We start from the raw sequence: 20169 nt of genomic DNA, 5'->3' as shown, positions 1-20169 counted from the left end.
CTTCAGCCCCGACCGCGGCGCGCGCTCGCAGGGCACCGTCGACCTGGAGCTGGCGGTCAGCTTCGCGGGCGGGCGTCCGGTGATCGTCTCGGAGACCAGCCGGGTGGTGCGCCGCGACGCGGTGGCGAGCCGCGAGTAGCGCAGCCGCCCTGCCGGGCTGCGGGGAGCGACCCGGCAGAGACGCTCGCCCGCGCATCATTTTCGCCGGCGAACCGGCGGCTCCTGCCTCGCAGGCCGTTTCCGGGCGAGGGGTTGATGCCTAGATTTCCGAACATGACCGGGGCCGGCGGCGATGGGCGCCCCGAGGACCCTGCTGCCGGGGACGATGGGACACGATGCGGACATGACCTCGCGTGAGCAGTTGCAGGCGCTGATCCGGGCGGAGATCGACCGGCAGCGCCCCGTCGCGGTGGCCCGTCGCACCCTCGAGCTCCTGGTCGAATCCGCCACGCGCAACCTCGATGCGCCGCCGGGCTACCAGATCGTCGACCGGGACGGGCGCCCGCGCACCCGCATGGTCGGCGGGGAGGCGGTGTCCCTTGGCCTGAGCGACCTCGTCGACGAGCTGCGCCGCCAGCATCCCGGCCTGTTCCAGCCGCCAGCCGCCCCCGCCCCGCCCGCGGCGGCAGCGGCGGACGATGCGCCGCGGGACTGGATCGTCGTGAAGCCGCCGGCCCGGCCGGAGGTGCCGCCCCGCCCCGCCCGGACCGGACGGCTGCGGGAGGCCCTCGCCGATCTGCGCGCGCGCCTGCGCCGCCCGGCGCGGGAGCCGGCCGCCCCGGCGGCCGCGCCGCTCCCGATCCTGCCGCCCGCGCCGTCCGGCGAGGGGCTGAAGCCCGGCCTCGCCCGGCCGCGTCCGCTGCCCGGCCAGGGCGTGCCCCGCCGCCCGCTCTACGCCGCCCTCGGGACGCTGGCGGTGCTGGGCGCCGGCTACGCCGCGCTCCGCAGCGGCGAGCCCGCCCGCGAGGCCGCGACCGCGCAACGTTCCGCCTCCGGGAAGGCCGCCGATGCGCGCACGGCCGAGGCCGGGCGCACGGAGGCCAAGCCTGCGGAGGCCAAATCCGCAGAAGCCAAGCCGTCCGAGACGAAGCCTGCGCCGAGGAACGGCGAGGCCAGGCCTGCGGAGGCCAAATCCGCAGAAGCCAAGTCGTCCGAGGCGAAGCCCGGCGCGAAGCGCGAGCCGGTCGAGACCGGGGCCCTGGTGCCGGACGCGGCCGGGCCGGTCGCCGGCGTCGCGGAGGTGCTCGACACCGCGACCCTGCGGCTCGGCGGCCGGACCCTGCGCCTCTACGGCGTCGAATCCGCCCGGGGGGCGCAGGCGAGCGACCTGTCGGGCTATCTCGGCGGCCGCCCGGTGAACTGCCAGCCCACCGCCGCCCGCACCGCCTGGATCTGCACCGTCGACGGCCACGACCTCTCCGAGGTGGTGCTCTACAACGGCGGCGGCCGCGCCACCGCCGAGGCGACGCCGGATCTGATCGAGGCCGAGCGCCACGCCCGCACGGGCAAGCTCGGGATCTGGGCCAAGCCCTGAGCCGGCGGCCCGGCGCGCGCTACCACAGGCCGGGCGCCCCGAGCAGCGCCACCAGGGCGCCCTGGCGCCCGGTCCCGGTCTTGGCGAACACGGCCTTGATCTGGCTGCGGGCGGTCCCGACCGCGATGCCGAGGGCGTTGGCGGCCTCCTCCAGGGAGGCGCCGGCGGCCAGGAAGGCGGCGAGCCGCGCCTCCGCCGCGGTGAGGCCGAAGACCTGCGCCAGCAGGGTCGGGTCGGGCCGCCGCTCGGCCTCGAGATCGGTGATCGTCAGGAGTGCGCTGGCGCCCAGGAACGGCGAGCGGGCGGCCTCCGCCAGCGGCAGGACGCGCAGGACCAGGGGACGGCGGTCGGGCCGCGGCACCAGGACCGGGCCCGCCGCGAAGGGCCGACGCGACTGAAGCGCCTGCGCCAGGGCCGCGATCTCGTCCCGGGCTCGCGGGTCGGCGACCCGCAGCACGCCGTCGCTGATCCGGAACGCGGCGTCGAGCAGGGCTTCCGCCCGCGCGTTGGCGCCCACGATCCGGCCGCTGCCGTCGAGGGCCAAGGCCGCCTGGGCGACCTGGTCGAGCCCGCGCAGGGTGCCGTCGAGGGCCGCGCGGCCGAGGGCTTCCGACAGGGTGGCGGCCTGGCCGAGCCGTCGTGCGAGGCCGGCGAGGGGCCGCACCTGCTCTGCCGCGAACGGGCCGCGTCGCGCCTTGCGCTGGACCGACACGGCCCAGTGCTCGGCGCCGGCATGGAAGCCCGCCACCGCGAACCAGTGATAGCCGTGCGGCACCAGCAACTCGTTGTAGAACGGCGCGCGGGCCATCTCCTCGCCGGTCAGTATGTCGTGGTCGGTGACGACCTCGCCCCGCATCACCCGGGGCACGGCCCGGGTCCGAAGGTCCCTCATGTGCCAGCCGTGCCGGAAGTAGTCGGCGACGAGGTCGTCGATCTCCGGGGTGCAGGGCACGCCGGGCGCCCGCTGGTGGCTCTGCAGCAGCATGGCCCCGTCGCCCCCGACCAGGCCGGAGACCATCGCCAGCACGGCGCCCCAGCGGGACGGATCGAGGGCCGCCTCGCCGAGGCCCTCGTCGAGGCGCCGGATCGTGTCGTCGGTCGGACCCATGGCGTCTGCAGCTCTCGGACTTGATCCGGCCGGATACTACGTCATGGGGCTCCAGGATGCCGGGGGCATCCCCCTCGGATCGACAGGATTTGTTCGCCGGCGCAGGACGTCGCCGGCCCGGACGGGCCTCAGGGCTCGCCCGGGACCGGCGGGGCCGCCGGCGTCAGCCGAAGGCTCCGACCTCGTGCTGGATCATGCCGCTGATCTCGCGCACGAGGCCGAACAGCCGGCGGATCGGCGCGAACAGGGTGCGGTGCTCGGCCTCGTAGGTGCCGACGCCGCGCGGGCCCGCCGGCTCGCCGAAGTTGAGGCCGAGCGTCGGGTCCGGCGATACCGGGAAGATGTCGTCGAGGAGCTTGAGGCAGCTCTCGACGTCGAGGCGCAGGATGCGCTCGATCAGCACCTCGCGGGTGATGCCGCTCTGCGGCCGGAAGCCCGGGATGTGCACCGCCAGGAACCAGATGCGGTGGATGAGCGCCAGGCGCAGCGCGTGCAGCAGGGCGAGCCGCGGCGTCATGGCGGGCAGGTCGGGGGCGACCGTGTGGAGCATCAGGTGGTCGTGGGTCAGGCGGCCGAACAGGCGGCGCAGGTGCGGTGCCAGGTTGAGCCGGTCGAGGGCGGCGGCGATCGCGACGATCTCCTCCCGCCGTCCGTCCCGGGTCGCCCGCCGGGCCCGCTCGAGCCAGACGGACGGGTCGAGGGTGTCGATGTAGGCGCGCAGCACGTCGAGGTCGCCGACGGCGGTGGCCTCCTGCACCAGCCGGAAGGCCCGGGCGAAGCGCTCGGAGCGCTCGCGCATCTCGACGAACAGGTCGGGCGCCCGGCCCGCCGCCCGCCCGACCCCGTGCAGGGAGTTGGCGAGGAAGCCGAGCTGCTGCAGGATCGCGTTGTTGGGGATCGCCCGCATCTGGCGCGGATGGGTGATGGCGACCGGCCCCCCGGCATCGGATTGCCGCGCCACCGGGCGCGAGCCGGTGCGGTCGATGAGGTTCGGCCCGAAGGTGCCGAGCAACGCCGCGTAGCCGGGATCGTTGACCAGGGTCTCCATGTCCTGGCGCACGCCGGTGAAGAACTCGGTGGCGAAGTCGGCCTCGGCGTAGATCGGGTCCGGGGCGGGCTGGAGCCGGCTGTAGATGTGCTCGCCGATGCGCGCGACGGTGGCCTCGGCGAGCGCCTTGGTGCCGAACATCAGGTAGCCGTCGCTGCCCTGGAAGCTCGATTCGAGGCTGGTGCGGATCCCGGCCTCGCGGTTGCGCCGCCGCGCGTGGTCGGGGGCGAGGTAGGCCAGCCGGTCGGCGAGGCTCGTCGGGTGCGCGCCGCGGCCGATCGACTCGCCGTGGGTGTCAAAGATGACGAGCTCGATGTCCGTCAGGCCGCTGGCGGCCATCAGCTCGGTGATGCGGAAGCGCAGGCGCTCGATCCAGAAGGTGGCGGCGAGCTGGCCGACGTAGCGGCCGGAATCCGAGTAGCCGAACTGCACCACCAGGCGCCCGGTGCGCTTGAGGTAGGCCCGCCAGTGAGGCGAGCGCAGCGCGTCCTCGATCACGTGCACGCCCTGCTCGAGGGCCGAGGCGGTCTCGAACAGCGGCGTGATCTCGACCCGGTCGCCGATGCCGAAATGCTGCGCCAGCCAGAGGGCGGCGAGGAGCGTGTAGCCGGTCTCGGTCTCGGCGATCAGGAAGCGGACCGGGTGGGTGCCGTCGACATGCTTGAGGATCTGGGCGATCGTCATCATCAGCCGGGCGGCCGAGGCCCGCTCGGCGGCGAGAGCGCCGAAATCGACCGGGACCGCGGCGACGGTGTCGAGCTGGGCGTTGATCGAGGCGAGGTGGGAGCGGCGCTGGGCCGGGTCGGTCGGGTCGCCCTCCTGCTCCAGGGCCCGGCGCACGGCGTTGTGGACCTGGCTGGCGTTGAGCCGGAAATGCGGCAGGCCGTTCTGCAGCCCGTGGGCGGCGCAGCCCGCGCGCAGGACGCAGAGCCTGAGGCGCGCCTCGTCGTCGGCCGCCCCGGCGATCGCCTGGTCGAGGAGGGCGAGGAGCGGCCCGGCCGAGGTCTGGGCCCGATCGCGCTCGATGATGAGGGCGAGGGCGAAGCGGTGCACCTCCTCGAGGCCGGGCTGGTCGCCGAGCTTCGGTGCCACCGCGAGCTGGCGCACCACCGCCGCCCGGGCCTCCTCGGCGAGCCGCCGGGCCGGCGCCGCGGCGGGGTCGTCGGGCAGCTGCGCCAGCACCCGGTCGAACTGGGTGCGCTTCGATTCGAGCCGGTAGCGCAGGGTGTCCCACCAGCCGATATCGGTGCGCCCGTCGGTGTCGCAGCCGACCCAGGAGGCGATCACGACGGGCTTGGGGACGAGCTCGCTCCAGCGGTCGGGCCAGCGCTCGCGGGCGGCCCGCAGCAGGGCGGCGTTGAGCCCGTCGAGGGCGGCCCGGCCGTGCTGGACCGCGTGCCGGGCCTGGTCGAACTCGTCGTTGAGGGTGATCACCGGGTCGGCCCGGGACGAGAGCGCCGCGGCGGCGGCGATGGGGGCGCGCCGCGCCGCCGGGTCGGGCTCGGAGGCGGCCTCGGCCAGGAGCCGGGCCACCGCCTTCGGCATCCCGAAGGTCGGGTGGGCGGTGAACACCGCCGCGAAGCGCGTGCGCTCGACCCGGGCGCGGGCGGCCTCGAACGACATCTCCGGGTCGCCGACGGCCGCCGCCGCCACGGCCGCGGTGGCGGCCGTCGAATCCTTCTCCGATCCGAGGCCCAGATAGGCCCGCAGCCGCGCCGCCCGGGCCTCCAGCGCCTGGCCGCGCAGGCGCACGAACAGGCCCTCGAGGTTCTCCTCGCTGATCTCGCCCCGGTCGAAGCGGCGGCTGATCGCCAGCGCCACCGTCAGGACGGGATTGCGGAAGGGATCCTGGCTCGCCTGGTGGCGGGCCTCCTCGACAAGCCCGAGCAGATCCTCCTCCAGGCGCAACTCCTCCGGGCGCAAGTCCTCCAGGGGCAAGTCCTCGCGCTTCTCACGGGCGGCGTGCGGGCCGGTGCCCTGGATCTCGGGGCCTTGAAGCTTGTCCATCGGTCGCTTCGTCCTGTGGCCGGATCACCGTCCGGCGAGAGGCGCGCGGGATGCGCTCGGGGTTCGTGACGCAAGGAGCGTTCCGCGACCCGGCCACGCTTTACCTCGGGTCCTCCCGGGTGGCGAGCCGCCTCGTCGCCCGCTCTGCTGCTCCGGCGACACACCCGGCCCGGATTCACACCCGGCGGATGGTTAAGATTTGGTGAAGGCCCCATAGTGCCGGCCCCGAAGACGCTGACTCGCGGAGCAACGCGCCATGATGTCGATCGGAGCCGCCCTGGCAACGGCCACCACGCTCGTCGGCGGCACCCTGCCGGCCGGGTTGATGGCAAAGCGCGCATCGGCGCCCGCGCACACGGCCGAGGAGACCGAGGATTCGCCCGAGGCACCGCCGGCGGACGCCGCGCTGCTCGTCGCCGTCGAGGCGGGCCTGCGCGAGGCGGGCTACCTGCCGGCCTGACGCCGGGCAGGCGCGAATCCCCCGCCTTCCTCCGGTCTCCTGATCCTGCCCCCACCGGGCGGGTCTCGCACACCGCATGCGCGGCCGTCGCTGCGCGACCGGACACGCCGCCGGAAATGCTCTAAGGCTGGTATCACGATGGAGATGATCGTGATTCTGGCTGCCGCGGCAGCTCTGGTGTTCGCGGGCCTGGTGCTCGTGTTCGCGCATGGCCGCGCCCGCCGCCCGCCCCTGCGGCTCCCGCACGAGCAGGAACTGGAGGACCGGGGCGACGAACTCTTCCGCGACTTCGACCAGGATCTCGCCGGCGTGCTGGAGCAGGCGGCCCGGCAGCCGGAGGCGCATCGCGCCTTTCCCGAGCAGCTGGAGGCGCCCGACGCTCCCCGCTTCCGACCGCAGGGCCGCATGACCATCGACCACGATCCGCAGGAGCCCGGCCTGACCCGGCCGGCGCCCCACGATTCCACGCGCGACGGAGAGGCCCGGTGAGGAGCGCCGCCGCGATGTCCGTGCTCCTGGCTGCCTGCCTGGCCGCGTCCTCCGCCGCCCGCGCGGCGCCGGACGACGCGGCGCCGGCCTGCCCGGCGCCGCAGGCGCCCGAGTTCGCGGGGGCGAAGGGATTTCGCCTCTGGGTCACCCGGCAGGGAACCATGACCTGGACCAACCCGTTGCGGCCGCTCTCGCCCGAATCCGTGCAGGTGCTGCAGGTGGTGATCCGCAACAAGGTCGCGACCGCCTACGGCCCCGACCTGTCGGGCCTGCGGCGCGGCCCCTCGCCGGCCGCCCTGGAGGCGCAGAACAGCGCGACGATCCAATGGTCCGGCGCCGTCGCCGACCTGCCCCCGACCCTGCGCATCCTGGCCGATGACGGCGGCCAGGTCCTGGCCGAGCTCAAGTTCCAGGCCTGCGGCGACGCCCCGAAGGTCGCGGAGCCGAAGGCCTCCAAGCCGGTCCCCGCGGCCCGCGCCACACCAAAAAACGCCCCCAAGGATGCTTCCAAGGGTGCCTCCAAGACGGCGACCAGGCCGGATGCGGGCAAGGTGGATGCGGCCGAGGCGGGCGGATCCGCCGGGGCCGAGGCCACCGCCGCCGATCCCGCCAAGGCGAATGTGCCGCGCGCGTCCAGGCCGCGGCGGGAGAAGGCCGCGGCGCCCGCCGAACCCGCGTCCCGGACGCCCGGCGGCCTCGTGCTGCCGCAGGGCGCGATCCCCTGACCCCCGGCCCGGCGCTTCGGCGCCGCCGCGGGTTTCCTCCCTCACGCCTGATTTCGGAGACGTCCCACCATGTACGATTCCTGGCTGCGCCTCGGCCTCGATACCGTCCGCCTGGGCCTGGAGGCGCAGACAGTCGTCGCCCTGCGCCTGGCCAAGCTCTCGCTCGGCGGTACTGCGGCCCAGGTCGAGGCGCAGCGCATGGTGACGGAGAAGATGGTGGCCGCAGCGGAAGCGGCGATGACCCTGGCCACCGGCGGCACGGCCGAGCGGGTGGTGCGGGACTACCGCCGGAAGGTCCGGGCCAATGCCCGCCGGCTCAGCCAAGGCTGAGGCGACGCGTCTGACCAACGATGAAAAGACGATGAGCTTTGGTTCCGTTCTCGAAACTTCGCCAAGCCTCTGGCGCGGTAGCGAAGATACGAGATGGACCAACGGGTCCCGTCGATCTCGGTCATGACCGAGACTGAAATTGATGCGTCGGCATCCTGGGCCGTCGGCATCGGACGATCGTTCGACTGAGTTTCGGGCGGCCCCGCTCTCGACCTCGGGACGAGGTCGCGGACCGGAGACGCGCGCGTCACCGTCAGGATGGCGCCGGGATCTCCCGGGAGCGCTCCGAGGAGCGTTGCGCCGCAGCGTCGCTGCGACCGGCCGGGGCGTGCGGGCTCCCGGCCCGGTCCGATCACTTGCGGGCGGCCATCATGTCGTGGGTCAGCACCGTCAGCTTGCCGATGAGGCTGGTGATGTCGCCGTGGGTGCAGGACCACTGCGTCCCGATCGCCCCGCCGTCGGAGGAGACCGAGACCACCGCCACGGAGCGGAGCTTGCCCTCCCGGGCCAGGCGCAGCTGCTCCTGCAGCACCTCGATCATCGAGGCGGTGTTCTCATCGACGGGCGCCGCGGCCACGGCCTGCGGGAAGGCGATCACGCGGTTGGATTCGGCGGCGATTTCGCTCATGGGACTCTACGGACGCTCGAAGGAATCGGGAACCCCGGAGCTCTGTCCGACCGCGCGGCGGTCGGGCACCCCTCCAGGCCTTTGATGGTGCCGCATCGTTCGCGACGCGCCGGTACGCGCGCCGTCGGACAATGCGCCGGGGCGGTCGAGCCGCCCCACGAGTTCGGCTAGGCCGGCCGGCAGGGTCTCGGACAGGCAGCCGTCGAAGGCGGCGTGCAGGCCCGGTCCCAGGACGGCGGCGAGGCGACCGGCGTCACCCGGCCGGATGGCCCGCGCCGGCACGACGGCGGGAGCCGGCCCGGTGGGCAGATCGTGCATCCAGCATGACGTCATCCGCAGCCTCGTATCGCAGGAGCCGCCCCGGGCCCAAAACTGCCCATTCGGGCGCGGATCACAATCCCCGCTCTGCGGCCGAGCTTTCACTTCCAAACGTGATGTTGTTAGACCGCAACACTTCGCGCGCGGCCGTCGCCGGCACGACGTCGCCCAACGGGGGCATCCCGCGCCGGCTTCGCCGGGTGAGCCATATCAGCTCCGTCAGCAGCGGCACTCGCCGGCGGAACTGCACAAAACTAACAGTAATGTTTCAAAAACCGGCCGAGAGAACCTCGTAACTAACTTTTGTTATAACAATCTTGAATTGAAATGTGTTACCTCAAGATAGAAATGGTATGGTGGGGTGCCTTGGCCGAGTTTCTCATCCGCAAGCTCGAGCATTTCACGAGCTTGTCCTCCGACGACAAGCAGGCGCTCGACCAGGCGGCGCGCCAGCGCACGCGTCGCATCCGGTCGCGGGACGACATCGTTCACGAGGGTGACCTGCCCCAGGGCGTAAACTTGATCCTCGAAGGCTGGGCCTGCCGCTACAAGACCCTCGAGGATGGACGTCGCCAGATCATCGCCTACCTGCTGCCCGGCGACCTGTGCGATCACAACGTCGCGATCCTGCGCGAGATGGACCACTCGATCGGCACCGTGACGGCGGTGACCCTGGCCGAGATTCCCACCGAGACCATGCGGCAGCTCACCAGCGGCCACGCCCGGCTGTCGCAGGCCCTGTGCTGGGAATCCCTGGTGGCGGCGGCGATCCAGCGCGAGTGGACGGTGAACATCGGCCAGCGCACCGCCTTCGAGCGCCTGGGCCATCTCCTCTGCGAACTCTACGTGCGGCTGCGCGCGGTCGGGCTCACCCAGGGTTGTGCCTGCGAGCTGCCCCTGACCCAGGCCGAGATCGCCGACACGATCGGGCTCTCGGTGGTGCACGTGAACCGCACGCTGCAGGAACTGCGCAGCGTCGGGCTGATCTCCCTGCGCGGCCGCGAGCTCACCATCCACCGGCTCGATGCCCTGCAGCGGGCGGTGCAGTTCAATCCGAACTATCTGCATCTAGGCCGGGAAGGACGGCACCTCGATTCCAATGAAGTCTGACGCCGACCGGTTCGAGGCTTGTGAGACGGCGGAGGGCGAAGAACCCGACTTCCGCCGGATGATCGAGAGCATCCCGCACCTGGTCTGGCAGTCGGACTCACGGGGCGACTGGGTCTGGGCCAGCCGGCAATGGGCCGCCTTCACCGGCCAGACCCCGGGCCGCAGCCGCGGCTACGGATGGCTCGAGGCCGTGCACCCGGAGGACCGGGAGCGCACGCTCCAGGCCTGGCGGGCGGCGTCGCGCCGCGGCCACCTCGCCGTCGAGCATCGCCTGCGCCGGGAGCGGGCCGGGGAGGCGGAGGAGGCGTATTTCTGGTTCTCCACCCGGGCGACGCCGAGGCGTGCCGCCGACGGCCGGCCGACGGCCTGGTTCGGCACCTCGACGGACATCCACGCCCTCTACCTGATGCGCGAGGCGCAGGAGCGCTTGGTCTTCGAGCTGCAGCGCCGGGGCCGCAACAACCTCGCGGTGATCCGGGGCATCGTGCGCCGCGTCGCGGAGACCGCCGAGACCGCCGACGAGGTGGTGGCCTACGTCGACGACCGCCTCGCCGCGATGGCCCGCATCCAGGCCGAGGTCACCCGCGAGCCCCTGGTCGGCGTCGCCCTGGACGTGCTGATCCGGGACGAACTCTCCGCCCACGCCCTGCCGGAGCCGTGCGAGCTCGCCGGCCCGCAGGTCCGCCTGTCCCCGGAGGTGGCCGAGAAGCTCGGGCTCGCCCTGCACGAGCTGGCCCTCGGCGCCGTGCTCGACGGCCACGACCGGATCGCCGTGACCTGGGTCGCGTCGCCGGCGTGCCTCACCCTGACCTGGAGCGAGCGGGCGGGACCGGGCGCGCGCCGCGGCGACGGCGGAACGCTGCGCAACGAGATGCTGGAGCGGATGCTCGCCTACGACCTGCGCGCCACCGCCACCGTCGCGCAGACCGGCGACGAGCGCCGCATCGTCGTCGCGGTGCCGTTGCCGAGGTGATGCCGCGATCGCGGCTGTTTCACGTGGAAACGGGGAGCGACCGGACGGTTTGAGGATCCGTCAACCATGAGCGTGGCCGGGACCGCCCCGGATCCTGCAACCCTGGGCAGGCACGCCCGCGCATTGACGCCCGCCGGAGCGCGGAGCAACAGACGGATCTCCCGCCCGCGTCGCTCCCCGACACAGCTCTCCGCGTCCCCATGTCCGACTCGTCCGCCGCGCCGTTCACCCGGGCCGGCATCCTCACGGGAATCCGGCTCAGCCTGCCGCTCTGGCCCAGCATCGCGGTGTTCGGCGCCGCGTTCGGTGCCGCGGCGGCCCAGCGCGGCCTGAGCCTGGCCGAGGCGGTGGGGGCCAGCGCCCTCGTCTATGCCGGCTCGGCCCAGATGGTGACCCTCGAGGTCTGGGGCCAGCCCTGGACGGTGAGCGCGCTCCTCGCCGCCATGACGGTCACCGGCCTCATCAACGCCCGCATGATCCTGATGGGCGCCACGATCCAGCCCTGGATGCGCGGCACGCCGCTCTGGCGCACGGCACTGACGCTGTTCGTGCTCGTCGACGCGAGCTGGCTCATCGGCGTGCGCCACCGGGCGGAGGGCGGCCGCGACCTCGGCGTGCTGTTCGGCTCCGGCATCGGCCTGTGGCCGCTCTGGGTCGCCTCGACGGCAGCCGGCCACCTCGCCGGGGCCCTCGTGACTCAGCCGCGGGCCTACGCCCTCGACATGATCCTGCCGGTGTTCTTCGCCGCCATGCTGGCGCCGCTGTGGCGCGGGGTGCGGCCGGCGCTGCCTTGGCTCGCCTCGGGCCTCGTGGCGCTCCTGGTGCAGCGACTGGTGCCGGGCTACGCCTTCATCGCGGCGGGGGCGGCGGCGGGGCTCGTCACCGGCCTCCTCGTCGACGACGGGGCGAAGCGGTGATCGACGCAGCTCTCGCCGGGCCCGCCGGTCCCTGGATCGCCATCCTCGCCCTCGCCCTCGTCACCTATCTCTGCCGCGCCTCGGGCGTGGTGCTGATGAGCCGGGTGCGGCTCACGCCGCGGGTCGAGCGGGGCTTGCGCGCCCTGCCGGGCTCGATCGTGGTGGCGACGGCCCTGCCCACCGGACTCACCGCCGGCCTGCCGGGCTTCCTGGGCCTCGCGACCGCCGCCGCCGTGATGGCGCTCACGCGGTTCGAGCTCGCCGCGGTGCTGGCGGGGCTGGGGGTCGTGGCGGCCGGGCGGGCGCTGGGGCTCTAGAGCATTCGACGACGTGGAGGCCGGTTCGCCGAGGACGATGCGGCGCTCCCGCAGTCAGCGCAGCCGCTGCCGGATGCGAAATCCCAGCCCGTCGCGCACGTCGCGGTAGGCGTCGAGGCGCTGCTCGCGGGAGCCCTGCGACACCGTCGGGTCCGGGGTCGGCCAGTACTCGACGTCGGCCGCCACCGTGCGGGTGAGCTCCAGGGCGGCGTGGTGGGCCTCCGGCGAGAGCGAGACGATCAGGTCGAAGTTCAGGCCCTCCCATTCCTCCAGCTCCTCGAGGGTGCGGGGGCGGTGGCGGGAGGCGTCGATGCCGACCTCGTCGAGGGCCGCGATCATGAACGGGTCGGTGGGTTCGCCCCCGCGCACGCCGGCGGACTGCACGTAGACTGACCGGCCGAAATAGTGCCGGGCCAGCGCCTCCGCGCAGGCCGAGCGCACGGCGTTGAAGTTGCAGACGAACAGCACCGACTGCACCCGACGGCCCGGCGCCCGCGGGTCGCCTCTCGACGGGTCGGCCTCGGCGGCCGCGCCGCCGGCAGGATCAGCCACCCGAACCCTCCCGCCGCCGCCGCATCGCGCGCCTCAGCCCTTCCAGTGCAGGGCGAAGATCAGGGTGAACAGCCGACGGGCGGTGTCGTGGTCGATCTCCACCTTGCCCTCCAGCCGCTGGCGCAGCAGCTCGGAGGCCTCGTTGTGGACCCCGCGCCGGCCCATGTCGATCGCCTCGATCTGGCTCGGCGAGGCAGTGCGGATCGCCTTGAAGTAGCTGTCGCAGATCATCTCGTAGTCGCGGATCACGCCGCGGAACGGCGTCAGCGACAGGAGGTGGGTCATCACCGGCTGGCCGTCGGCGGTCGAGATCGCGAAGGAGAGCTTGTTCTCGACGAGGCCGAGCGCCAGGGCGTAGGGACCGCCCTCGTGGTTGGCCACGCGGAAGCTGTTGGATTCCAGGATGTCGTAGATCGCGATGGCGCGCTCGTGCTCCTGGTCGGGGTTGCCGCGCCCGATCGAATCCTCGTCGAGCGTCACCGCCGCCAGGCGCTGTCGCGGATCGGGAGCCTCGCTCGCCATCGGATCTCCTCTCCGGGTTTCGCCGATTCTGGGCGCTTGCAGCAGAGGCGAGCGCGGGCTGGCGCGCAAGCCGGACGTTGGGTGACCCGGACTCTCCGGCTCACAGGTTCAGGCGGATCGCCACCGAGCGGGCATGCCCGTCCAGCCCCTCCGAGCGGCCGAGCGCAACCGCGGCGGGGCCGAGCCGGCGCAGGGCGTCCGGCGTGCAGGACAGGAGCGTGGTCCGCTTCATGAAGTCGAGCACGCCGAGGCCGGACGAGAACCGGGCCGAACGCGCGGTCGGCAGGACGTGGTTGGGACCGCCGACATAGTCGCCGATCGCCTCCGGGGTATGGGCGCCGAGAAAGATCGCGCCGGCATTGCGCACCCGCGCCGCCAGATCGTCCGCGTCCGCCGCCTCGATCTCGAGGTGCTCGGGGGCGAGGTGGTCGACCAGCGGGATCGCGTCGACGAGGCGCTCGACCCGGACGATGGCGCCGTAGTCGCGCCAGCTCGCCGTCGCGATCTCGGCCCGCGGCAGGGTCCTCAGCTGACCCTCCACCGCCGCCGCGACGGCGTCGGCGAGCGCGTCGCTGTCGGTGACCAGGATCGCCTGGGCGGCCGTGTCGTGCTCGGCCTGGGCGAGGAGGTCGGCCGCCACCCAGTCCGGGTTGGCGGAGGAATCGGCGAGGATCAGCACCTCGGAGGGACCGGCGATCATGTCGATGCCGACCTGGCCGAACACCCGGCGCTTGGCCGCCGCCACGTAGGCGTTGCCCGGGCCGACGATCTTGGCCACCGGCCGGATCGTCGCCGTGCCGTAGGCGAGGGCCGCCACCGCCTGGGCGCCGCCGACCCGGAAGACCTCGTCGACCCCGGCGAGGCGGGCGGCGGCGAGGACCAGCGGGTTGGTGACCCCGTCGGGCGTCGGCACCACCATGGCGACGCGCGGCACGCCCGCGACCTTGGCCGGCACCGCGTTCATCAGCACCGAGGAGGGATAGCTCGCGGTGCCCCCCGGCACGTAGAGGCCGACCGATTCGAGGGCGGTCCAGCGCCAGCCGAGGGTGACGCCGAGGGCGTCGGTCTCGCGGTGGTCCGCCGGCACCTGGGCGCGGTGGAAGGTCTCGATCCGGTCCTTGGCGAGCGCCAGGGCCTCGAGGGCGTCGGGGGCGCAGGCCGCCACCGCGGCGTCGATCTCCTCGGGCGCGACCCGGATGGTCCCGGGCCGGAGGTCGAGCCGGTCGAAGCGGCGCGTGTAGTCGATGAGGGCCGCGTCGCCACGGTCGACCACGTCCCGGATGATGTCGCGCACCGCCGCGTCGACATCCTCCGCCACCTCGCGCTTGACCGAGAGCAGGCGGGCGAACTGCGCCTCGAAGTCGGGATCGCGGGAATCGAGGCGCTGCATGCGGGGTCCGGTGATCGAGGCGGCGGGCGTGGCCCGCCGACTGCCAAAAATTTCAGGCCGCGTCGAGGGGGACGTGGACCGGCTTGCTCTCGGCCTGCCAGACCGGGCCGAGATCCTTCATGGCGGCCTCGACGCATTCGAGCTCGAGCCGGATCGCGCCGCCGCCGGCGAAGATCAGCGTCGCGGTGCCGGAGGGCGCCTCGCCGGGCTCGAACGTGATGGCGAGGAGCTCCAGCGGTGCGTCGGGCTCGTCGCGGGGAATGTTGCGGCAGCGCACGGCCAGCACCCGGTCGAAGTGCAGGCCGGTCAGCCGCCGCCGGGGCGGGGCGCCGTCCGGACATTCCCAGTCGAAGCGCCGCGCCACCAGGGCGAAGCGGCGCTCCCGGGGCAGGTAGGCGAGGTCTCCGGTCCGCAGGACCGCATCCTGAAGGTGGGTCGAGATGACCGCGAGATCGTCGGCGTCGAGGGCAGCGAGCTTCAGGAGCTCCATCTCCGCGTCCTTCACTGTCGGCGTCCCTGTGCTTGGGGCCGTCCGTCCGGCGGCGCGGCCCGTGCTGTCGGAGTAATACTGAGCGTAGGTAGCGACGCTCCCCGCCAACGACAACCGTTGCCCGGCGACGGCCATGCGGTTGGGATTCTTCACCATCCTCGCTGCTGCCGCGGCACCGAACGGCCTCAGGCGGCGTTCATGTGCGGATGCCTAGCGTGACCGGCAGAAAGGTCCGGCTTGGACTCGACCTTGGACCCGACTTGGAGGAGAGACCCGTGAGAACGGTGACGACCGCAGCCCTGGCCGCCCTGACGCTCGGCCTCGGCATCGCGCCCGCCTTCGCGCAGTACGGCTACGGCTACGACGATGACCGCCCGCGCCGCCGCTACGAGGAGCGCTACGACTACGACCGCCCGCGCTACCGCGGCTATGACGAGGACCGCCCGCGCTACCGCGACTACGGCGGCGGGTATGGCGGCGGCCGCATCGGCCGGATCTGCGTCACCGCCCGCGGCAACTGCCCGACCCGGCCGGCGCCCCTCAACACCTCCTGCGGCTGCGAGGTCCCGGGCTTCGGCTTCAAGCGCGGCGCCATCGGGTACTGAGGATCCGGTCCGGAACCCGCACGACGTCCGAGCCCGCGTGGCTCTCGCGACGAAGGCGGCATCCTCCGCCGTCGCCCCGGGCCGCGGTTCCCGGGGCAACGGCGGAGACGCCGGACCTTGATCGGTCCGACGTGATCTCTAGTCGATCGCCGGAGTGCCGGCCCGGGCGCGCCCTCACAGCAGGTCGAAGGCCAGCTCGTCGGGCCGGTAGTCGAACACGCCGCAGGTCCGCTGGTCGACCCGGGGCGCCAGGCCGCGCATCACCACCCGGCGGTCGGCGACGACGTAGCCGTCGACCTTGTAGTCGAATGCGCCGCAGGCACCGGCGAAGACGTACGCGATGCCCGAGTAGGTATTCCCGGCCCTGACGCCGTCGAACAGCAGGCTGCCGCTGCGGGCGCCGGCCTCCGCCATGCCGGGGCGGGGGCGGTGATAGTAGAACCGTCGCCGGGCGCCGTTCGCCACCAGGTACATGACCGACCGGTTGTGATCCCAGTACGATCGGCCCGCCCCGGATGGCGGCGCCGCGACCGGGCCGCCCGGGCCGGGGGTGCGGCCGCCCGGCGCGCCGAAATTGTAGATGTGGACGTGGGTGGTCCCGCCGCTCGGGCTGATCACCTGGGCTCGCGCCTGAGCGCCGAGGCCCGTCGCGAGGGCGAGCGCGGCGACGAGACCGGCGATGTTCCTGACCATCCGATGAAATCCCACGTTCAAGAGGCGTGAGGCCGCGTGGATCCGGCGCCGGAACCCGGGGCGCGGATGTCGACGGCGGTCCTCGCGACGTCGCGGGCCGGGCCTGGACTGGCCGAGTCCCGGGTTCCCGGCCCTGGTCTGCGACTCCGTCGCGACGGCACCCTAAGGAATGCCGGCGGGCGGGCAATCCGAACCGGGTTCCAGCCTTAAGGAATGCGAAAGCCGCGCGAGAAAATCCCGGCCTCTCCCGGCGGGCGCGGCCGGGCGCCCGCCGTAGCGGGGAGCGTCAATCCCAGATGTCCGCGTTCAGGATCTCGTGCGCGAGCGCCCGGCTCGGCTCGCGGTGGAGCCCTGGGCCGGAGAGCACGAACTCGACGTCGGCGAGCCGCGGCAGGTCGGGATGGGCGAGCTCCTGGAGCCCGTCCGGGATCAGGCTGCGGGGCTGCGCCATCAGGCCGACGCCGGCGAGCGCCGCGGCGCGCAGGCCGCTGAGGCTGGCGCAGGTGCAGGTGATGCGGAACGCCCGGCCCTCCTGCGTGAGCGCCGCGAGGGCGATCGCCCGGGTGATGCTGGGGGGCGGGAAGCTCGCGAGCGCCACCGGCTCGCCCCGCTCCGGCAGGGCGGTCGGCAGCCCGACCCAGACCAGCCGGTCGCGCCGCACCAGCATCCCTTGCGTCTCGCCGACGTGGCGCTTGCCCAGCACGAGGTCGAGCTCGCCCCGGGCGAGGGCCTCGTTGAGGAAGCCCGTCAGCGCCACGCTCAGCTCGAGGTCGACGGAGGGGTAGGCCTCGCGGAAGTCCCGCAGCACCTCCGAGAGCCGGCTCTGCACGAAGTCCTCGGAGGCGCCGAAGCGCACCTTGCCCCGCACCGGGCCGCCGGCGAGCGCCCGCTCCAGCCGCTCGTGCGCGTCGAGCACGGTGCGGGCGAAGCCGAGCACCGTCTCGCCCTCCGGCGTCAGGGCCACCGAGTGGGTGTCCCGGGCCACGAGCCGCTGCCCGAGCTGCGCCTCCAGGCGCTGGACGTGCTGGCTCACCGTCGATTGGCCGAGGCCGAGCTGCTCGGCCGCCCGGCTGAAGCTGCGGCTGCGCACCACCGCCGCCAGGGTGCGCAGGAGCACGGGGTCGATCAGGCGGGTCATCACGGATCTCCGCATCCTGCATGAGCGACGCGCAGGTTATCGCACTTCACGATAACTGTAATCCCGGGTCCCCGCGTACCCATCCGGCCGCCGGCCGATTAGGTAAGGGCGAACTCCTCAGACAGCGCGTCCGGCCCGTCATGCTCTCCCGCTTCCGCCCCGACAACTTCACGCTGATGATCGTCGGCGCCCTGGTGCTCGGCAGCCTGCTGCCGGTGCAGGACCGGGCGGCCGAGTGGCTCGGCGTCTTCGCCAATGGCTTGATCGCGCTGCTGTTCTTCCTGCACGGCGCCCGCATCGACCGCCAGACGGCGCTCGCCGGGCTCGTGCACTGGCGCCTGCACCTCGTGGTGTTCGCCTCGACCTTCGTGCTCTTCCCGATCCTCGGCCTCGCCGCCGGCCTCCTGAGCCCGACCCTGCTGACCCCGGCGCTCGCCGCCGGCGTGCTGTTCCTGTGCGTGCTGCCCTCGACCGTGCAATCCTCGATCGCCTTCACGTCGGTGGCGGGCGGCAACGTGCCGGCGGCGATCTGCTCGGCCTCGGCCTCGAACATCCTCGGCATGTTCATCACCCCGCTCCTCGTCGCGGTGCTGCTCAAGACGCAAGGCAGCCACCACGGCTTCGACTGGGCGGCGGTCGGCAAGATCATGGCGCAGCTGCTCCTGCCCTTCGTGATCGGGCAAGCGCTGCAGCCGCGCCTCGGCCCGTGGCTGAACCGGCACAAGCCGCTGACCATGGTGGTCGACCGCGGCTCGATCCTGCTCATCGTCTACATCGCCTTCAGCCACGCCGTGGCGACGGGCCTGTGGTCCCGCACGCCGCTGCCGGCGCTCGCCACCATGCTGGTCGTCGACCTGGTGCTGCTCGCGATGGTGCTGGCGGTCACCACCGCGGCGAGCCGCCTCCTCGGCTTCTCGAAGGAGGACGAGATCACCATCGTGTTCTGCGGCTCGAAGAAGAGCCTGGCCTCGGGCGTGCCGATGGCGAACGTGATCTTCGCCGGCCAGGACGTCGGCGGCATCCTGCTGCCCCTGATGCTCTTCCACCAGGTCCAGCTCATGGCATGCGCGGCGCTGGCCCGCCGCTACGCCGCCCGCACGCAGGCCGTGCTCGCCGCCGAGGAAGGCCTGGCGCGGGCCGGCGTGGCGCCCGCCGCCAAGCTCGCGGCGCGTTGACGAAGGATTCACGTCGTCGCGTCATTCTCCACGTCGAGCCAAGTTGCGTACCGGCTCTCGTGAGTGTCCAGCCCCGTCGCGCGTTCCGCGGCGGGGCCGCGCCGTTTGATCGGTCCATCAGGCCTGCTCGACGCGAAGATCATCCTCCCCGGAACGACGATGGAGGATGGAAACACCGTCGAGAGCCGATGGCGGGTCTTTTAGGGTTTCGTTCACCCTGTCGCTTCAGCCGGCGCACACCATCCTGCCACTAACCTCTTCGGTGCCGTCACCCGAGGAGGCGCCCGATGAGCACGTTCGTCCTGCCGCGCCGCGACCTCGGGGCGATCCCGCTCATGCGGCTGCTGCGGGGCTTCGGCCTCGTCCTGATGGCGGCGTTCATCTTCTTCGCCTGCTTCGCGTTCTCGGACACCTCGCCCTACGACGTGGTGGCGATCCCCGCCATCGTGCTCTGGATCCTGCTCGGCGTGCGGCTGTACCGGGGCGCGGTGCCCCTCGTCGGGGTGCTGCTCGTCTACGTGGGGGCCACGGTGGTGGCCTTGATGCCCTATCTCGACGAGGAGCTGCCGGCGGTCTGGACGGTCCAGCTCTGCTACCTCGCGGTGACGGGCATCTTCTTCACGATGTTCTTCTCCGACGAGTGCGACCGGCGGGTCGAGCTCGCCCTCAAGGTCTACACCGCCAGCACGCTGCTCAGCGCCGGCCTCGGCATCGGCGGCTATCTCGGGCTCGTCGGCAACGAGGACCTGTTCAGCAAGTACGGTCGCGCCTCGGGCACCTTCCAGGACCCGAACGTGTTCGGCTCGTTCCTGACCCTCGGCGCGTTCTACCTGCTGCACAACCTGCTCACCGGCCGCGCCCGCCGCCCGCTCCTGTCGGGCCTCGGCCTCGCGATCCTGCTCGCGGGAATCTTCCTATCGTTCTCCCGCGGCTCCTGGGGCGGCACCGTGCTGATGGGCGCCCTGATGGTCGCGATGGTCTACCGCACCAGCGCCCCCGCCTTGCGCCGCCGCATCGTGCTGCTCGCCGCCCTGACGGCGGGCTTCGGGGCGGTCGCCCTCGTCGGCCTCCTCTCCATCGGCGACGTCCGCGAGACCTTCTCCAAGCGCGCCGCGGTCACGCAGGACTACGACGAGGGCGAGACCGGCCGCTTCGGCAACCAGCTGCGCGGCATCGGCATGCTGATCGAGGACCCCCTCGGCATGGGTCCCCTGCGCTGGCGCCGCACCTTCAACCTCGAGCCGCACAATTCCTTCATCGGCGCCTTCTCCAACGGCGGCTGGGTCGCCGGCGTCGCCTTCGTGTTCCTGGTGCTGATGACCACGCGGGTGGGCCTGCGCCTGATGAGCCAGGACACGCCCTACCGGCGCCACGCCCAGATCGTGGTGCCGGCCCTGCTGATGTTCTTCCTCCAGGCGATGCAGATCGACATGGAGAAGTGGCGCCACGTCTACATGATGCTCGGCATCGTCTGGGGCCTGGAGGCGGCGCGGGTGCGCTGGCTGGCCTCGGGAGAGGCGTGAGGGCGGGCGTCGGTTTGCAGGCGCCGGCAAATGGGCTAGAGCCCGGCGAACCCCGCGCCCGCCTCTTGGCCAAGCCCGTCCTTGACCGACGGGCGCCCGAGGCCGCGCCGCCCGACC

At 72.9% G+C, this 20169-nt stretch carries 22 protein-coding genes; 12 read left to right on the top strand and 10 right to left on the bottom strand.

Translation table 11 applies throughout. The annotated features are described in order from the left end of the window. Window positions 1-343 precede the first annotated feature (343 nt). The gene (locus VQ02_RS25265; protein WP_048446994.1) at window positions 344-1534 is read left to right on the top strand and encodes a thermonuclease family protein; all 1191 of its coding nucleotides are present in this window, start codon (window positions 344-346) and stop codon (window positions 1532-1534) included. A 19-nt stretch (window positions 1535-1553) separates the two neighbouring features. Here the strand turns inward: VQ02_RS25265 and VQ02_RS25260 are convergent, their stop codons facing one another. After that, window positions 1554-2642 carry a helix-turn-helix transcriptional regulator gene (locus tag VQ02_RS25260; protein ID WP_048446993.1) on the bottom strand — a complete coding sequence of 363 codons (1089 nt, stop codon included), beginning with the start codon at window positions 2640-2642 and terminating at the stop codon, window positions 1554-1556. A gap of 163 nt (window positions 2643-2805) precedes the next feature. Further along, entirely contained in the window at window positions 2806-5697 is a 2892-nt protein-coding gene (locus tag VQ02_RS25255; protein ID WP_083469440.1) for a phosphoenolpyruvate carboxylase, read from the bottom strand. A gap of 256 nt (window positions 5698-5953) precedes the next feature. Here VQ02_RS25255 and VQ02_RS25250 point away from each other — a divergent pair, with 256 nt between their 5' ends. The 4 genes from VQ02_RS25250 to VQ02_RS25235 all read left to right on the top strand — a co-directional run bounded on the left by VQ02_RS25250 (window position 5954) and on the right by VQ02_RS25235 (window position 7701). Further along, entirely contained in the window at window positions 5954-6157 is a 204-nt protein-coding gene (locus VQ02_RS25250; RefSeq protein WP_048446992.1) for a hypothetical protein, read from the top strand. Window positions 6158-6307: 150 nt separating this feature from the next. Then, window positions 6308-6646 (top strand): hypothetical protein, encoded by a 339-nt coding sequence (locus VQ02_RS34890; RefSeq protein ID WP_157080801.1) that lies wholly within the window; start codon window positions 6308-6310, stop codon window positions 6644-6646. Between the two features lie 14 nt (window positions 6647-6660). Then, a complete protein-coding gene (locus VQ02_RS25240) occupies window positions 6661-7371 on the top strand; it encodes a hypothetical protein (RefSeq protein ID WP_048446991.1) in 711 nt (236 codons plus the stop codon). A gap of 69 nt (window positions 7372-7440) precedes the next feature. Beyond that, window positions 7441-7701, top strand: a complete 261-nt coding sequence (locus VQ02_RS25235) for a hypothetical protein (RefSeq protein ID WP_048446990.1) — start codon at window positions 7441-7443, stop codon at window positions 7699-7701. Window positions 7702-8053: 352 nt separating this feature from the next. Here the strand turns inward: VQ02_RS25235 and VQ02_RS25230 are convergent, their stop codons facing one another. Together VQ02_RS25230 and VQ02_RS25225 are read right to left on the bottom strand one after the other, a co-directional pair. Further along, window positions 8054-8329: a hypothetical protein gene (locus tag VQ02_RS25230; RefSeq protein ID WP_048446989.1), complete on the bottom strand. Its 276-nt coding sequence runs from the start codon at window positions 8327-8329 to the stop codon at window positions 8054-8056. Between the two features lie 6 nt (window positions 8330-8335). Continuing rightward, window positions 8336-8662, bottom strand: coding sequence for a hypothetical protein (locus tag VQ02_RS25225; RefSeq protein WP_048446988.1), 327 nt, complete (start codon window positions 8660-8662; stop codon window positions 8336-8338). A gap of 351 nt (window positions 8663-9013) precedes the next feature. Between VQ02_RS25225 and VQ02_RS25220 the strand changes: the two genes are divergently transcribed. The 4 genes from VQ02_RS25220 (at window position 9014) to VQ02_RS25205 (ending at window position 11964) form a co-directional block, all read left to right on the top strand. After that, complete coding sequence (locus VQ02_RS25220) at window positions 9014-9757, top strand: Crp/Fnr family transcriptional regulator (protein ID WP_048446987.1); 744 nt, start codon at window positions 9014-9016, stop codon at window positions 9755-9757. Continuing rightward, window positions 9747-10730, top strand: coding sequence for a PAS domain-containing protein (locus VQ02_RS25215; protein WP_083469439.1), 984 nt, complete (start codon window positions 9747-9749; stop codon window positions 10728-10730). The genes VQ02_RS25220 and VQ02_RS25215 overlap by 11 nt, the downstream gene beginning before the upstream one ends. Before the next feature lie 200 nt (window positions 10731-10930). After that, window positions 10931-11647: an AzlC family ABC transporter permease gene (locus tag VQ02_RS25210; RefSeq protein ID WP_048446986.1), complete on the top strand. Its 717-nt coding sequence runs from the start codon at window positions 10931-10933 to the stop codon at window positions 11645-11647. Continuing rightward, window positions 11644-11964 (top strand): AzlD family protein, encoded by a 321-nt coding sequence (locus VQ02_RS25205; protein WP_053080538.1) that lies wholly within the window; start codon window positions 11644-11646, stop codon window positions 11962-11964. Before VQ02_RS25210 ends, VQ02_RS25205 begins: the two co-directional genes overlap by 4 nt. Before the next feature lie 54 nt (window positions 11965-12018). Here VQ02_RS25205 and VQ02_RS25200 read toward each other — a convergent pair whose 3' ends face one another. The 4 genes from VQ02_RS25200 to VQ02_RS25185 form a co-directional block, all read right to left on the bottom strand. Then, entirely contained in the window at window positions 12019-12441 is a 423-nt protein-coding gene (locus VQ02_RS25200; RefSeq protein ID WP_048446998.1) for an arsenate-mycothiol transferase ArsC, read from the bottom strand. Between the two features lie 108 nt (window positions 12442-12549). After that, entirely contained in the window at window positions 12550-13038 is a 489-nt protein-coding gene (locus tag VQ02_RS25195; protein WP_048446985.1) for a UPF0262 family protein, read from the bottom strand. A 100-nt stretch (window positions 13039-13138) separates the two neighbouring features. Beyond that, the gene (gene hisD, locus VQ02_RS25190; protein WP_048446984.1) at window positions 13139-14428 is read right to left on the bottom strand and encodes a histidinol dehydrogenase; all 1290 of its coding nucleotides are present in this window, start codon (window positions 14426-14428) and stop codon (window positions 13139-13141) included. Between the two features lie 52 nt (window positions 14429-14480). Then, on the bottom strand, window positions 14481-14918 hold the full coding sequence (locus VQ02_RS25185) for a DUF2948 family protein (protein ID WP_048446983.1): 438 nt from the start codon (window positions 14916-14918) through the stop codon (window positions 14481-14483). A gap of 284 nt (window positions 14919-15202) precedes the next feature. Here VQ02_RS25185 and VQ02_RS25180 point away from each other — a divergent pair, with 284 nt between their 5' ends. Further along, window positions 15203-15523, top strand: coding sequence for a hypothetical protein (locus VQ02_RS25180; RefSeq protein WP_048446982.1), 321 nt, complete (start codon window positions 15203-15205; stop codon window positions 15521-15523). A gap of 174 nt (window positions 15524-15697) precedes the next feature. Here the strand turns inward: VQ02_RS25180 and VQ02_RS34885 are convergent, their stop codons facing one another. Both VQ02_RS34885 and VQ02_RS25170 read right to left on the bottom strand, forming a co-directional pair. Continuing rightward, window positions 15698-16216 carry a hypothetical protein gene (locus VQ02_RS34885; RefSeq protein ID WP_053080537.1) on the bottom strand — a complete coding sequence of 173 codons (519 nt, stop codon included), beginning with the start codon at window positions 16214-16216 and terminating at the stop codon, window positions 15698-15700. Window positions 16217-16502: 286 nt separating this feature from the next. Beyond that, window positions 16503-17354 (bottom strand): LysR substrate-binding domain-containing protein, encoded by an 852-nt coding sequence (locus tag VQ02_RS25170; RefSeq protein WP_048446981.1) that lies wholly within the window; start codon window positions 17352-17354, stop codon window positions 16503-16505. Between the two features lie 140 nt (window positions 17355-17494). On the opposite strand from VQ02_RS25170, the gene VQ02_RS25165 reads away from it, so the two are divergent. Continuing rightward, window positions 17495-18529: a bile acid:sodium symporter family protein gene (locus VQ02_RS25165; RefSeq protein ID WP_048446980.1), complete on the top strand. Its 1035-nt coding sequence runs from the start codon at window positions 17495-17497 to the stop codon at window positions 18527-18529. A gap of 287 nt (window positions 18530-18816) precedes the next feature. Next, entirely contained in the window at window positions 18817-20052 is a 1236-nt protein-coding gene (locus tag VQ02_RS25160) for an O-antigen ligase family protein (protein WP_048446979.1), read from the top strand. The last annotated feature ends 117 nt before the right edge of the window (window positions 20053-20169 follow it).

It is taken from the genome of Methylobacterium variabile (assembly GCF_001043975.1).
Classification (GTDB): domain Bacteria; phylum Pseudomonadota; class Alphaproteobacteria; order Rhizobiales; family Beijerinckiaceae; genus Methylobacterium; species Methylobacterium variabile.
Note: the sequence above shows the minus strand (reverse complement) of the source record. Positions and strands in the feature narration are given on the sequence as shown.

Bases quoted from the DNA above. Each gene is read 5' to 3' on its own strand.
- VQ02_RS25265 (WP_048446994.1), top strand. From the start codon at position 344: ATGACCTCGCGTGAGCAGTTGCAGGCGCTGATCCGGGCGGAGATCGAC.
- VQ02_RS25260 (WP_048446993.1), bottom strand. From the start codon at position 2,642: ATGGGTCCGACCGACGACACGATCCGGCGCCTCGACGAGGGCCTCGGC.
- VQ02_RS25255 (WP_083469440.1), bottom strand. From the start codon at position 5,697: ATGGACAAGCTTCAAGGCCCCGAGATCCAGGGCACCGGCCCGCACGCC.
- VQ02_RS25250 (WP_048446992.1), top strand. From the start codon at position 5,954: ATGATGTCGATCGGAGCCGCCCTGGCAACGGCCACCACGCTCGTCGGC.
- VQ02_RS25240 (WP_048446991.1), top strand. From the start codon at position 6,661: ATGTCCGTGCTCCTGGCTGCCTGCCTGGCCGCGTCCTCCGCCGCCCGC.
- VQ02_RS25235 (WP_048446990.1), top strand. From the start codon at position 7,441: ATGTACGATTCCTGGCTGCGCCTCGGCCTCGATACCGTCCGCCTGGGC.
- VQ02_RS25230 (WP_048446989.1), bottom strand. From the start codon at position 8,329: ATGAGCGAAATCGCCGCCGAATCCAACCGCGTGATCGCCTTCCCGCAG.
- VQ02_RS25225 (WP_048446988.1), bottom strand. From the start codon at position 8,662: ATGACGTCATGCTGGATGCACGATCTGCCCACCGGGCCGGCTCCCGCC.
- VQ02_RS25215 (WP_083469439.1), top strand. From the start codon at position 9,747: ATGAAGTCTGACGCCGACCGGTTCGAGGCTTGTGAGACGGCGGAGGGC.
- VQ02_RS25210 (WP_048446986.1), top strand. From the start codon at position 10,931: ATGTCCGACTCGTCCGCCGCGCCGTTCACCCGGGCCGGCATCCTCACG.
- VQ02_RS25195 (WP_048446985.1), bottom strand. From the start codon at position 13,038: ATGGCGAGCGAGGCTCCCGATCCGCGACAGCGCCTGGCGGCGGTGACG.
- hisD (WP_048446984.1), bottom strand. From the start codon at position 14,428: ATGCAGCGCCTCGATTCCCGCGATCCCGACTTCGAGGCGCAGTTCGCC.
- VQ02_RS25185 (WP_048446983.1), bottom strand. From the start codon at position 14,918: ATGGAGCTCCTGAAGCTCGCTGCCCTCGACGCCGACGATCTCGCGGTC.
- VQ02_RS34885 (WP_053080537.1), bottom strand. From the start codon at position 16,216: ATGGTCAGGAACATCGCCGGTCTCGTCGCCGCGCTCGCCCTCGCGACG.
- VQ02_RS25170 (WP_048446981.1), bottom strand. From the start codon at position 17,354: ATGACCCGCCTGATCGACCCCGTGCTCCTGCGCACCCTGGCGGCGGTG.
- VQ02_RS25165 (WP_048446980.1), top strand. From the start codon at position 17,495: ATGCTCTCCCGCTTCCGCCCCGACAACTTCACGCTGATGATCGTCGGC.
- VQ02_RS25160 (WP_048446979.1), top strand. From the start codon at position 18,817: ATGAGCACGTTCGTCCTGCCGCGCCGCGACCTCGGGGCGATCCCGCTC.